Consider the following 13,227-nt stretch of genomic DNA (forward strand, 5'->3'; position numbering starts at 1 on the left):
CGCCCCGGCCGCCCCGGCCGCCCCCTTCCGGAACCGGGCCGGGCAGCTGCCGGTTCCGGAAGGGGAGGCGGCGTCCGGCCTATCCTGGCCGGGTGAACGAGACCCTCGACGCCCCGCTGGCCGGGCTGACCACGCTCCGCCTCGGCGGCCCCGCCCGCCGCCTCGTCACCGCCACCACCGACGAGGAGATCATCGAGGCCGTCCAGCGGGCCGACACCGACGGCACCCCGCTGCTGCTCATCGGCGGCGGCAGCAACCTCGTCATCGCTGACGAGGGCTTCCCCGGCACCGCGCTGCGCATCGCCACCACCGGCTTCCGCCTCGACGGCACAAGCCTCGAACTCGCCGCCGGCGAGGACTGGTCCGCCGCCGTCGCCCGCACCGTCGAGGCCGGGCTCGCGGGCCTGGAGTGCCTCGCCGGGATTCCCGGCTCCGCCGGCGCCACCCCGGTCCAGAACGTCGGCGCCTACGGCCAGGAGGTCTCCGCCGTCCTCACCGAGGTCGTCGCCTACGACCGCGCCACCCGCACCCGCGTCACCATCCCCGCCGCCGAGTGCGGCTTCGCCTACCGCCACAGCCGGTTCAAGGCCGAACCAGACCGGCACGTCATCCTGCGCGTCCGCTTCGCGCTCGAGGACGCCGGCGGCCTGTCCGCCCCCATCCGCTACGCCGAGACCGCCCGGCTGCTCGGCGTCAGCCCCGGCGACCGCGTGCCGGCCGCCGACGCCCGCGAGGCCGTGCTGAAGCTGCGCACCGGCAAGGGCATGGTGCTCGACCCGGAGGACCACGACACCTGGTCGGCGGGCTCGTTCTTCACCAACCCCGTGCTCACCGAGGCCGAGTACGCCGCGTTCCTCGACCGCGTCGCCGCCCGCCTCGGCCCCGGCACCCTGCCGCCCGCCTACCCGGCCGGCGAGGGCCTCACCAAGACCTCCGCGGCCTGGCTGATCGACAAGGCCGGGTTCCCCAAGGGCTACGGCACCGGACCCGCCCGCATCTCCGGCAAGCACACCCTCGCGCTTACCAACCGGGGCGGCGCCACCACCGCCGACCTGCTCGCCCTCGCCCGTGAGATCCGCGACGGCGTGCGCGAGGCGTTCGGCATCACCCTCGTCAACGAGCCCGTGACCGTCGGCGTCAGCCTGTAGCCTCCGCGGGCTCCTCCGCGCCGTCGACCGGAACGGCCAGCCAGGCGTCGATCTCCAGCAGCAGCTTCTCGCGCACGTCCTCCGGCGCCGCGCTGGCCCGCACCGACTGCCGGGCCAGCTCCGCCAGTTCCGCGTCCGTGAAGCCGTGGTGCTCCCGCGCGATCTCGTACTGGGCCGCCAGCCGGGAACCGAACAGCAGCGGGTCGTCCGCCCCCAGCGCCACCGGCACGCCCGCGTCCCACAGCGTCCGCAGCGGCACCTGCGCGAGCGTGTCGTACACCCCCAGCGCCACGTTCGAAGCCGGGCACACCTCGCACGTCACCCCCGCCTCCGCCAGCCGCCGCAGCAGCCGCTCGTCCTCCACCGCCCGCACCCCGTGCCCGATCCGGGCCGCGCGCAGGTCGTCCAGGCAGTCGCGCACGCTGGCCGGCCCCGCCAGCTCGCCGCCGTGCGGCGCCGACAGCAGCCCGCCCGCCCGGGCGATCGCGAAGGCACGGTCGAAGTCGCGGGCCATGCCCCGCCGTTCGTCGTTGGACAGGCCGAAGCCCACGATGCCGCGGTCCCGGTAGCGGACCGCGAGCCGCGCCAGCGTGCGGGCGTCCAGCGGGTGCCGGATCCGGCTGGCCGCCACCACCACCCGCATCCCCAGGCCGGTCTCGCGGGACGTCGTCTCCACCGCGTCCAGGATGATTTCCAGCGCGGGCGTCAGGCCGCCCAGCATCGGCGCGTACGACGTCGGATCGACCTGGATCTCCAGCCACCGCGAGCCGTCCCGCAGGTCCTCCTCGGCCGCCTCCCGCACCAGCCGCTGGATGTCCTCCGGGGCCCGCAGGCACGACCGGGCGATGTCGTACAGCCGCTGGAAGCGGAACCAGCCCCGTTCGTCCGTCGCGCGCAGCCGCGGCGGACGGCCGCCGCTGAGCGCCTCGGGCAGGTGCACCCCGTATTTGTTGGCGAGCTCAAGCAGCGTCCCCGGGCGCATGGAACCCGTGAAGTGCAGGTGGAGATGGGCCTTGGGCAGCGAACGGACATCGCGGACACGAGCCATCCACCGATGGTAGAGCCGCTGGCGGGGTGCTCCGTCCCGCCAGCGGCTCCGTCACGTCCCGTCCGGCCCGCCGGGCAGGCGCGCGAAGCGGGCCCGGCGGCGGCGCCTCAGTCCCTGGCCTCGGCCAGCAGCTTCTGCATCCGCGACACGCCCTCGGCGAGGTCCTCGTCGCCCAGCGCGTAGGAAAGCCGCAGGTAGCCGGGGGTGCCGAACGCCTCGCCCGGCACCACCGCAACCTCGGCGTGCTCCAGCAGCACGCCCGCCAGCTCCAGGCTGGTGGCCGGGCGCGTACCCCGGATCTCCTTGCCCAGCAGGTCCTTCACCGAGGGGTAGGCGTAGAACGCGCCTTCGGGCTCCGGGCAGGTCAGTCCCTCGATCTCGTTCAGCATGCGCACGATCGTGCGACGCCTGCGGTCGAACGCCTGACGCATCTCCTCGACGGCTTCCAGGCCGCCGGAGACGGCAGCGAGCGCCGCGGCCTGGGCCACGTTGCTCACGTTCGAGGTGGCGTGCGACTGGAGGTTCGAGGCGGCCTTGACCACGTCCTGCGGCCCGATCATCCAGCCCACGCGCCAGCCGGTCATGGCGTACGTCTTGGCGACGCCGTTGACGACGACGCAGCGGTCGGCCAGCTCGGGCACCAGCACCGGCAGCGACGAGAACTCCGCGTCGCCGTAGACCAGGTGCTCATAGATCTCGTCGGTCAGCACCCACAGCCCGTGGGAGGCGGCCCAGCGGCCGATCTCCGCGACCTGCTCGCGGGAGTAGACCGCGCCGGTCGGGTTCGACGGGGAGACGAACAGCAGCACCTTCGTCCGGTCGGTGCGGGCGGCCTCCAGCTGCTCGACGGAAGCGCGGTAGCCGGTGGTCTCGTCCGTGACCACCTCCACGGGCACGCCGCCCGCCAGCCGGATCGACTCCGGGTAGGTCGTCCAGTACGGGGCGGGTACCAGCACCTCGTCGCCCGGGTCGAGGAGCGTGGCGAACGCCTCGTAGATCGCCTGCTTCCCGCCGTTGGTCACCAGCACCTGGGAGGCCCCGACGTCGTAGCCGGAGTCGCGCCGCGTCTTGGCGGCGATGGCCTCGCGCAGCTCGGGCAGGCCGGCGGCGGGGGTGTACCGGTGGTACTTCGGCTCGCGGCACGCCGCCACCGCCGCGTCGACGATGTAGTCCGGCGTGGGGAAGTCCGGCTCACCCGCGCCGAAGCCGATCACCGGACGGCCGGCGGCCCGCAGGGCCTTGGCCTTGGCGGTGACGGCGAGGGTCGCGGACTCGGAGATGGCGCCGACCCGGGCGGAGACCCGGCGCTCGGCGGGGGCGGAGGAGGGTGCGGAGGGTTGTGCGGCACTCATAGGGGCATGGTCGCAGACCGGTTCCCGCGCTGGCATCCGGGATCTCACGCCGCACCGTTCGACGCCGGAGCGATCAGCACGTACACTCATGCCTCGTTGGCTCTCACCGGCTGTCGTCGGCTGGATAGGGTAGGTTGAGGCACACACCTAGGGTCGTAGCTCAATTGGTAGAGCACTGGTCTCCAAAACCAGCGGTTGGGGGTTCAAGTCCCTCCGGCCCTGCTAGCAGCACGGGTATGTATCGCGACGCGTGGCCGTCCGGGCAACCGGACGGCCTATGGCCATGACCGGGATCGGGTGAGGACGAGTGGCTGGGATCACAGACTCCGTGGAGGCACCGGAGCCCCGGGGGGACGGCGCCGGCCGCCGCGGCAGGCGGGCCAAGCGGGGTCCGCTCGGCCGGCTCGCCCTGTTCTACCGGCAGGTCATCGCCGAGCTGCGGAAGGTCGTCTGGCCCACCCGCAACCAGCTGACGACCTACGCGACCGCGGTGATCACCTTCGTCGTCATCGTCATCTGCATCCTGACCGTGCTTGACTGGGGACTGAGCCGGGCCGTCGAGTGGGTCTTCGGCTGATCACGTTCCATCCCTTTTCTGAAAGCCCAGGAAGAAGCCAGCTACCGTGTCTGAGCCGACTGACCCGAACCTGAACGACACCGCGCCCGCCGCCGAGGGCGACGACTCCGAGCGCGACATCGTCGAGGCGGCGGACACCGTCGACCAGACCGAGGCCGCCGACGCGGCGGCGGGGGAGCCCGCCGAGGAAGCCGCCCTCCACGAGGAGAACGCCGCGGCCGAGTCCGGCGAGGAAGAGCCCCAGTCCGAGTCCGAGGACGACGAGGAAGAGCAGCCCGACCCGGTCGCCCAGCTCCGCGAAGAGCTGCGGAACCTGCCCGGCGAGTGGTACGTCGTCCACACCTACGCGGGCTACGAGAACCGCGTGAAGACCAACCTGGAGCAGCGCGCGGTCTCGCTGAACGTCGAGGACTACATCTTCCAGGTCGAGGTGCCGCAGGAAGAGGTCGTCCAGATCAAGAACGGCGACCGCCGCACCATCAAGCAGAACAAGCTGCCCAGCTACGTGCTGGTGCGCATGGAGCTGACCAACGAGTCCTGGGGCGTCGTGCGCAACACCCCGGGCGTCACCGGCTTCGTGGGGAACGCCTACGACCCGTACCCGCTGACGCTCGACGAGGTCGTCAAGATGCTCGCCACCGACGTCGAGCAGAAGGCCGCCGCCGAGTCGGGCGAGGACGGCGCCGCCCCGGGCCGCAAGGTCGAGGTCCAGGTCCTCGACTTTGAGGTCGGCGACTCCGTCACCGTCACCGACGGCCCGTTCGCCACGCTCCAGGCGACGATCAACGAGATCAACCCCGACTCCAAGAAGGTCAAGGGCCTCGTCGAGATCTTCGGCCGGGAGACCCCGGTGGAGCTGAGCTTCGACCAGATCCAGAAGAACTAACGCGGCGCCGCCGCGCCAGAAAGCCCCCGCCAGCCCGTCGCGCGCTGGCGGGGGCTTTCCCGTGGTTCTCCCCGTCCGCGGCCTCGGCGGCGCGTCCCCGGGCTGCGCCGGGAGGAGCTGGTCCAGCTCGCCGGGGTGAGCGTCGGCTATGACATCCGGCCTCCGACTCCGTGCTGGACGCGCTGGGCCGCGCGCTGCGGCTCAGCGAGGACGAGCGGGCATACCTGCGCTGCCTGGCCCGGCCCCAGCCGTGTCCCCGCCGGCGGCCGCAGGCCGAGCGGGTCCGCCGCGCCGACGTCCTCGCCTGGAACCGCCCCGCGCACGGTTCCTCGTCCGAGGACGCGCTGCGGCTGCTGAGCGACCTGAGCCGGGAGAAGACGGCGGAGCCGGACCACCACCACCGGGCCGTTGCCGCCGTCGAAGGAACGCCGAATGAACGCCGGGCTGCATGAGCGGAAGCAGCCGTAGGCCGTGCCGCGCGGCCCTGGCCGCGGCCCCGGATTTTGGCCCCGGCGGCACAGCGGCTACCGTGGTCCGGTATGCCTCCGCGCGGCTGACGCGGGCACGCCCGCCGGCGGGGGCTGGTTTCACCTCTCGTTCTAGGACCCGGAGAGAGCATGCCTCCCAAGAAGAAGGTCGCTGGGCTGATCAAGCTCCAGATCCAGGCGGGTGCGGCCAACCCGGCGCCGCCCGTCGGTCCGGCGCTGGGCCAGCACGGCGTCAACATCATGGAGTTCTGCAAGGCCTACAACGCGGCGACCGAGTCGCAGCGTGGCTGGGTCATCCCGGTGGAGATCACGGTCTACGAGGACCGGTCCTTCACCTTCATCACCAAGACGCCGCCGGCCGCGAAGATGATCCTCAGGGCCGCGGGCGTGGAGAAGGGCTCCGGCGAGCCTCACAAGAACAAGGTCGCGAAGATCACGCGTGAGCAGGTCCGTGAGATCGCCAGCACCAAGATGCCCGACCTCAACGCCAACGACCTCGACGCCGCCGAGAAGATCATCGCCGGCACCGCCCGGTCCATGGGCGTGACCATCGAGGGCTGAGACAAGGGCGTAACCGAGGGTTGAACGCCCCGCCCAGGCGGCCCCCACCGTGGCAGGGCCAGGCGCTGGCCCGGACCACGACTCCGACCTCCCGTTACCAGGTTTTCCAGGAGCAGCAGTGAAGCGCAGCAAGAGCCTCCGTGGCGCCGACGCCAAGGTCGACAGGACCCGCGTCTACGCGCCGCTGGAAGCCGTTCGTCTCGCCAAGGAGACGTCCACGACCAAGTTCGACGCGACCGTCGAGGTCGCCTTCCGGCTGGGTGTCGACCCCCGCAAGGCCGACCAGATGGTCCGCGGCACCGTGAACCTGCCGCACGGCACCGGTAAGACCGCCCGGGTCCTGGTCTTCGCGACCGGTGACCGTGCCGCAGCAGCCGAGGCCGCGGGTGCCGACATCGTCGGCTCCGACGAACTGATCGAGGAGGTCGCCGGCGGCCGTCTCGACTTCGACGCGGTGGTGGCCACCCCGGACCTCATGGGCAAGGTCGGCCGTCTCGGCCGGGTGCTCGGTCCCCGCGGCCTGATGCCGAACCCGAAGACCGGCACGGTCACGCCGGACGTGGCCAAGGCCGTCAGCGACATCAAGGGCGGCAAGATCGAGTTCCGCGTGGACAAGCACGCGAACCTCCACTTCGTTATCGGCAAGGTGTCTTTCGAGGACACCCAGCTGGTGGAGAACTACGGCGCCGCGCTGGAGGAGATCCTGCGGCTGAAGCCCTCGGCGGCCAAGGGCCGGTACCTGAAGAAGGCCACCATCACCACCACGATGGGCCCCGGCATCCCCGTGGACACCAACCGCACCCGCAACCTCCTGGCGGAGGAAGCCGCTGCCTGAACTGGCTAATACTGAGCGGTAGTTGACGTGCCTGTCGTCGTTCTGTCACAGAACGACGACAGGCATAGTCATGCTGTGACCAGGCTGCCAACGTTGATCCTGGCTGGCTTGTCTATCACTCGTACTCCGATGATTCGGGGGGGGACTCATGGGCACCATTCGCAGGATCAGCGTCGGCGTCGCCGCGGCGGCGCTGCTTGCCGGCACAGCCGCGTGCGGCTCCGAGGAGACGGACGACCGCTCCCAGGGCAGCGGCGGCGAGAACACCTCCGCCCGCGCCGCCTTCGAGGCGCTGTCGGCCGCGGCGGAGTCCACCGAGAACGTCACCTCCGCCGACTTCGAGGGCGTGACCCGCTCGCCCGACACGATGGGCGGCGAGGTCGAGATAACCGGCTCGATGAGCTGGGAGTCGACGCTGGTCATGGAGATGTCCATGACCGGCGAACAGTTCACCGCCGACCCGAGCGTTCCCTCGGTCATCGACGTCGTCTGGCTCGACGGCGTGATGTACATGGACATGGGCGAAGAGTTCGCGGCCGAGACGGGCGGCCGGAACTGGATGCGGATGGACCTGATGGCCATCGCCGAGGCGAGCGGCGACCAGGACACCGCTGACACCCTGTCCTACGGCCTCTCCGAGAGCAACCAGGACCCGGCGCAGCAGGTCGCGCTGCTGCTGCAGTCACCCGAGATCGAGCACGTCGGGCAGGAGACGCTCGACGGCGCCACGGTCGACCACTACCAGGGGACGATCTCCGTTGAGGACGCGCTGAATGCCGACTCCGACGCCCTGACCGACGAGGAGCGCGAGACCATCGTCGGCTTCATGGAGTCCCAGGGCATCGACAGCTACGACATCGAGGTCTGGCTCGACGAGAACGACTTCCCCATCCAGATCCACCAGTCCTACGAGACGGCCCTGGGCCCGGTCGAGTCCGAGATGCGGTACAGCAACCTGGGCACCGAGGTGTCCGTCACCGAGCCGCCGGCCGACGCGGTGGTGGACTGGCTGGACCTGCTGGAGCAGCTGGAATAGGCCGCCTGACGCCCATCCGCTGACCGCCGTTCGCCGGGGCCGATTTGCCCGGCGAACGGCGGCTGTCGTACGCTGCCGCAGAAGCCAGAGACCGCTGGTTGTTGCCCCGGGCGATCCGGAGGCGGCCGAAGGATCCGCAGATCGCGGACGACCCGCGCAGGTGACCGTGGAAGACGCATACGTCGTGCTGTGTCCGCCCTGAGCGCCTGCGCCAGGGCGTTTGTTGTGTATCCGGTCCCCTTCCGTGCGGTCCGCTGCAACCGGTCGTTACCGGCAAGCTACCCGGAAGGAGGGCAAGAGGTTTATGGCGAGTCCCGACAAGGTCGCGGCCGTCGCGGAGATCCGCGAGAAGTTCGAGAACGCGAACGCCGCCGTGGTCACCGCGTACACCGGCCTCACCGTGGCACAGCTCAAGGAGCTGCGCCGCGCGCTCGGTGAGAACGCGCAGTACCGCGTGAGCAAGAACACGCTGACGAAGATCGCGGCGAACCAGGCCGGGGTCGACAGCCTGGACGAGTACCTCACGGGCTCGACGGCCGTCGCCTTCGTGACCGGCGACCCGGTCGAGGCGGCGAAGGGCCTGCGTAACTTCGCCAAGGAAAACCCGGCGCTGGTCATCAAGGGCGGCGTGCTCGACGGCAAGCCGCTCAGCGCCGACGAGATCGACAAGCTGGCCGACCTGGAGCCGCGCGAGGTGCTGCTCGCCAAGCTGGCAGGCGGCATGAAGGCGTCCATGGCCAAGGCCGCGGCGACCTTCGAGGCCCCGCTCACGAAGCTCGTCCGCACGGTGGACGCGCTCCGCGAGAAGGCCGAGCAGGGCGGCGGCGACGCGTCCGCGTCCGCCGGCGCCGAGTAGCACCCCTCCGGGCTCCACCCGGAACATCCCGCCCCACGAGTGGAAGGACCGCCATCATGGCGAAGCTGAGCCAGGACGAGCTGCTTGAGCAGTTCGCCGAGATGACCCTGCTCGAGCTCTCGGAGTTCGTGAAGAAGTTCGAGGAGAAGTTCGACGTCGAGGCCGCCGCCCCGGCCGCCGTCGCCGTCGCCGCCCCGGGCGGTGGCGCTGGCGGTGCCGCCGAGGCCGAGCCGGAGAAGGACGAGTTCGACGTCATCCTCACCGGCGCCGGCGACAAGAAGATCCAGGTCATCAAGGTCGTGCGTGAGCTGACCTCGCTGGGTCTGAAGGAGGCCAAGGAGCTGGTGGACAACCCGCCGAAGCCGGTTCTCGAGAAGGTCAACAAGGAGACCGCCGACAAGGCCAAGGAGCAGCTCGAGGGCGTGGGCGCGGGCGTCGAGGTCAAGTGACCCGCTGACGTCCTTCCGCCCGCAGCGGCGGCCGGGGCGATCACCCGATAGGGTGGTCGCCCCTTCGCGTTGCCGTGACCCCTCGCGGCCGCGGTGCCACCGAACGGTATGGTGGCCTACGGCCCTTCCTCCGGCGCCGTTGGTGCCGCTGACGGTCCGCCGGGTGGCCCCCGGACGGGTGGCGAGGAGGCCGGGGCCTTGACGAACCGCGGACGAGCACGCGATTCTCGGGTCGGTCGCCAGATCATTCATGATCCGAGGCATGGATTCACGGCGAAGCGGGAAGTGATGCGGCAGGTGGGTCCGAGCCCGGGACCGAGGCGACCGGGAGCGGTGCTCACGCAACGCCGAGGGTGCCTCCTCGACGCTTGATAGCGGCATTGGACATCAGTGTGTCTTGTGGCTACACTGACCCTTTGCGCTGCCTGTAAGCTTCCCCTACCCGTCACCAGGGAGCCTCAGGAGCAAGCGCGCAGAGAGTCCGAGCCCTCGGAAGGACCCCCTCTTGGCCGCCTCGCGCAACGCCTCGACTAGTACGAACAACGGCACCAGCACCGCACCTCTGCGTGTCTCCTTCGCGAAGATCAAGGAGCCGCTAGAGGTTCCCAACCTCCTCGCGCTACAGACGGAGAGCTTTGACTGGCTCCTCGGTAATGACGCCTGGAAAGCCCGCGTCGAGGCCGCGCTGGAGAGTGGACAGGACGTTCCCACGAAGTCGGGTCTGGAGGAGATCTTCGAGGAGATCTCCCCGATCGAGGACTTCTCGGGGTCCATGTCGCTCACCTTCCGCGACCACCGCTTCGAGCCCCCCAAGAACTCGATCGACGAGTGCAAAGAGCGCGACTTCACCTACGCCGCGCCGCTCTTCGTCACCGCGGAGTTCACGAACAACGAGACCGGCGAGATCAAGTCCCAGACCGTCTTCATGGGTGACTTCCCCCTGATGACGGACAAGGGCACCTTCATCATCAACGGCACCGAGCGCGTCGTTGTCTCGCAGCTGGTCCGTTCCCCCGGTGTCTACTTCGACAGCACCATCGACAAGACCTCGGACAAGGACCTCTTCTCCGCCAAGATCATCCCGTCCCGGGGTGCCTGGCTGGAGATGGAGATCGACAAGCGCGACATGGTCGGTGTCCGCATCGACCGCAAGCGCAAGCAGTCCGTGACCGTGCTGCTCAAGGCGCTGGGCTGGACCTCGGACCAGATCCTTGAGGAGTTCGGCGAGTACGAGTCCATGCGCGCCACCCTGGAGAAGGACCACACCCAGGGGCAGGACGACGCGCTGCTCGACATCTACCGCAAGCTGCGCCCGGGCGAGCCGCCGACCCGTGAGGCCGCGCAGACGCTGCTCGAGAACCTCTACTTCAACCCCAAGCGGTACGACCTGGCCAAGGTCGGCCGCTACAAGATGAACAAGAAGCTCGGCGGGGACGAGCCGCTGGACGCCGGCGTGCTCACCGTCGAGGACATCGTCGCCACGATCAAGTACCTGGTCAAACTGCACGCGGGTGAGACCGAGACGGTCACCCCGTCGGGCCGGACCATCGTCGTGGAGACCGACGACATCGACCACTTCGGCAACCGCCGGCTGCGCAACGTCGGCGAGCTGATCCAGAACCAGGTCCGCACGGGTCTGGCGAGGATGGAGCGCGTCGTGCGCGAGCGCATGACGACGCAGGACGTCGAGGCGATCACGCCGCAGACGCTGATCAACATCCGGCCGGTCGTCGCCTCCATCAAGGAGTTCTTCGGCACCAGCCAGCTGTCGCAGTTCATGGACCAGACCAACCCGCTCTCCGGGCTGACCCACAAGCGCCGCCTGTCGGCGCTGGGCCCCGGCGGCCTCAGCCGTGAGCGGGCGGGCCTGGAGGTCCGTGACGTGCACCCCTCGCACTACGGCCGCATGTGCCCGATCGAGACCCCCGAGGGTCCGAACATCGGTCTCATCGGCTCCCTCGCCGCCTTCGGCCGGGTCAACGCGTTCGGCTTCGTCGAGACGCCCTACCGCAAGGTCGAGAACGGCGTCGTCACCGACGAGGTGCACTACCTGACGGCAGACGAGGAAGACCGGTACGTCATCGCCCAGGCGAACGCGCCGCTCACCGACGACTACCGCTTCGCCGAGTCGCGCGTGCTCATCCGCCGGCGCGGCGGCGAGATCGACTACGTCCCCGGGACCGACGTCGACTACATGGACGTCTCGCCGCGCCAGATGGTGTCGGTGGCCACGGCCATGATCCCGTTCCTCGAGCACGACGACGCCAACCGCGCGCTCATGGGCTCGAACATGATGCGCCAGGCCGTGCCGCTCATCCAGGCCGAGGCGCCGCTGGTCGGCACCGGCATGGAGTACCGCTCGGCCGTGGACGCGGGTGACGTGATCAGGGCGGAGCAGGACGGCGTCGTCACCGACGTCTCGGCCGACTACATCACGGTCGCGTACGCCGACGGCACGAACGTCACCCACCGCCTGGCGAAGTTCCACCGCTCCAACCACGGCACCTCCTACAACCAGAAGGTGCTCGTCGAGGAGGGCGAGGAGGTCAAGGCCGGCCAGGTCATCGCCGACGGCCCCTCCACCGACCACGGCGAGATGGCCCTCGGCAAGAACCTGCTGGTCGCGTTCATGCCGTGGGAGGGCTACAACTACGAGGACGCGATCATCCTCTCCCAGCGCCTGGTGCAGGACGACGTCCTGTCCTCGATCCACATCGAGGAGCACGAGGTCGACGCCCGCGACACCAAGCTGGGCCCGGAGGAGATCACCCGGGACATCCCGAATGTCTCCGAGGAGGTGCTGGCCGACCTCGACGACCGCGGCATCATCCGCATCGGCGCCGAGGTCGAGGCCGGTGACATCCTCGTCGGCAAGGTAACCCCGAAGGGTGAGACCGAGCTGACCCCGGAGGAGCGCCTGCTGCGCGCCATCTTCGGTGAGAAGGCGCGCGAGGTCCGCGACACCTCCCTGAAGGTGCCGCACGGTGAGACCGGCAAGGTCATCGGCGTGCGTGTCTTCGACCGCGAGGAGGGCGACGAGCTGCCCCCGGGCGTCAACCAGCTGGTCCGCGTCTACGTCGCGCAGAAGCGCAAGATCACCGACGGCGACAAGCTGGCCGGGCGTCACGGCAACAAGGGCGTCATCTCCAAGATCCTGCCGGTCGAGGACATGCCGTTCATGGAGGACGGCACCCCGGTCGACGTCATCCTCAACCCGCTGGGCGTGCCGTCCCGTATGAACCCCGGCCAGGTGCTGGAGATCCACCTCGGGTGGCTCGCCTCGCAGGGCTGGAAGGTCGAGGGCCTGGACGCCGAGTGGAAGCGGCGGCTCGCGAGCATCGGCGCCGACGACGTCGCGCCGCGCACCAACGTCGCCACTCCGGTGTTCGACGGTGCGCGCGAGGACGAGATGCGCGGCCTGTTCGAGTGCACGCTGCCCAACCGCGACGGCGACCGGCTGGTCATGCCCAACGGCAAGGCCCGGCTCTTCGACGGCCGCTCCGGTGAGCCGTTCCCGGACCCGATCTCCGTCGGGTACATGTACATCCTCAAGCTGCACCACCTGGTCGACGACAAGCTGCACGCGCGTTCGACCGGTCCGTACTCGATGATCACCCAGCAGCCGCTGGGTGGTAAGGCACAGTTCGGCGGGCAGCGGTTCGGCGAGATGGAGGTCTGGGCGCTGGAGGCGTACGGCGCCGCCTACGCGCTCCAGGAGCTGCTGACCATCAAGTCCGACGACGTCACGGGCCGCGTCAAGGTCTACGAGGCGATCGTCAAGGGAGAGAACATCCCGGAGCCCGGGATTCCGGAGTCCTTCAAGGTGCTCATCAAGGAGATGCAGTCTCTCTGCCTCAATGTGGAGGTGCTGTCCAGCGACGGCATGTCCATCGAGATGCGTGACACCGACGAGGACGTCTTCCGCGCCGCGGAAGAGCTCGGAATCGACCTGTCCCGGCGCGAGCCGAGCAGCGTCGAAGAGGTCTGACGG

General features: G+C 69.8%; 12 protein-coding genes and 1 tRNA gene. 11 read left to right on the top strand and 2 right to left on the bottom strand.

From position 1 onward, the window contains the following. Positions 1-92: 92 nt before the first annotated feature. A complete protein-coding gene (locus JK356_RS02595) occupies positions 93-1,148 on the top strand; it encodes a UDP-N-acetylmuramate dehydrogenase (RefSeq protein WP_201865834.1) in 1,056 nt (351 codons plus the stop codon). On the opposite strand, the gene JK356_RS02600 is transcribed toward JK356_RS02595, so the two are convergent. Together JK356_RS02600 and JK356_RS02605 are read right to left on the bottom strand one after the other, a co-directional pair. Continuing rightward, positions 1,138-2,196, bottom strand: coding sequence for an adenosine deaminase (locus JK356_RS02600; RefSeq protein ID WP_201865835.1), 1,059 nt, complete (start codon positions 2,194-2,196; stop codon positions 1,138-1,140). The two genes, JK356_RS02595 and JK356_RS02600, sit on opposite strands and share 11 nt — an antisense overlap. A 107-nt stretch (positions 2,197-2,303) precedes the next feature. Beyond that, a complete protein-coding gene (locus JK356_RS02605) occupies positions 2,304-3,548 on the bottom strand; it encodes a pyridoxal phosphate-dependent aminotransferase (RefSeq protein ID WP_201865836.1) in 1,245 nt (414 codons plus the stop codon). Positions 3,549-3,697: 149 nt separating this feature from the next. On the opposite strand from JK356_RS02605, the gene JK356_RS02610 reads away from it, so the two are divergent. From JK356_RS02610 to rpoB, 10 genes are all read left to right on the top strand, one after another. Further along, positions 3,698-3,770: transfer RNA gene (locus JK356_RS02610), tRNA-Trp, on the top strand. A 94-nt stretch (positions 3,771-3,864) separates the two neighbouring features. Beyond that, positions 3,865-4,125 (top strand): preprotein translocase subunit SecE, encoded by a 261-nt coding sequence (gene secE / locus JK356_RS02615; protein ID WP_307815389.1) that lies wholly within the window; start codon positions 3,865-3,867, stop codon positions 4,123-4,125. A gap of 46 nt (positions 4,126-4,171) precedes the next feature. Then, entirely contained in the window at positions 4,172-5,011 is an 840-nt protein-coding gene (nusG, locus tag JK356_RS02620) for a transcription termination/antitermination protein NusG (RefSeq protein ID WP_201865838.1), read from the top strand. A gap of 170 nt (positions 5,012-5,181) precedes the next feature. After that, positions 5,182-5,463 carry a hypothetical protein gene (locus JK356_RS22495; RefSeq protein ID WP_374100592.1) on the top strand — a complete coding sequence of 94 codons (282 nt, stop codon included), beginning with the start codon at positions 5,182-5,184 and terminating at the stop codon, positions 5,461-5,463. 165 nt (positions 5,464-5,628) lie between these two features. Then, positions 5,629-6,060: a 50S ribosomal protein L11 gene (gene rplK / locus JK356_RS02630; RefSeq protein WP_201865839.1), complete on the top strand. Its 432-nt coding sequence runs from the start codon at positions 5,629-5,631 to the stop codon at positions 6,058-6,060. A gap of 118 nt (positions 6,061-6,178) precedes the next feature. After that, positions 6,179-6,895: a 50S ribosomal protein L1 gene (gene rplA / locus JK356_RS02635; RefSeq protein WP_201865840.1), complete on the top strand. Its 717-nt coding sequence runs from the start codon at positions 6,179-6,181 to the stop codon at positions 6,893-6,895. A gap of 148 nt (positions 6,896-7,043) precedes the next feature. Next, positions 7,044-7,931 carry a hypothetical protein gene (locus JK356_RS02640; RefSeq protein ID WP_201865841.1) on the top strand — a complete coding sequence of 296 codons (888 nt, stop codon included), beginning with the start codon at positions 7,044-7,046 and terminating at the stop codon, positions 7,929-7,931. 304 nt (positions 7,932-8,235) lie between these two features. After that, positions 8,236-8,787 (top strand): 50S ribosomal protein L10, encoded by a 552-nt coding sequence (gene rplJ, locus JK356_RS02645; RefSeq protein WP_201865842.1) that lies wholly within the window; start codon positions 8,236-8,238, stop codon positions 8,785-8,787. Between the two features lie 56 nt (positions 8,788-8,843). Then, entirely contained in the window at positions 8,844-9,236 is a 393-nt protein-coding gene (rplL, locus tag JK356_RS02650; protein WP_201865843.1) for a 50S ribosomal protein L7/L12, read from the top strand. A 505-nt stretch (positions 9,237-9,741) separates the two neighbouring features. Beyond that, positions 9,742-13,224 (top strand): DNA-directed RNA polymerase subunit beta, encoded by a 3,483-nt coding sequence (gene rpoB / locus JK356_RS02655; RefSeq protein WP_201865844.1) that lies wholly within the window; start codon positions 9,742-9,744, stop codon positions 13,222-13,224. Positions 13,225-13,227 lie beyond the last annotated feature (3 nt).

Origin of the sequence: Streptomyces sp. 7-21 (assembly GCF_016741785.1) — a bacterium.
In the GTDB taxonomy this organism is placed as follows: domain Bacteria; phylum Actinomycetota; class Actinomycetes; order Streptomycetales; family Streptomycetaceae; genus Streptomyces.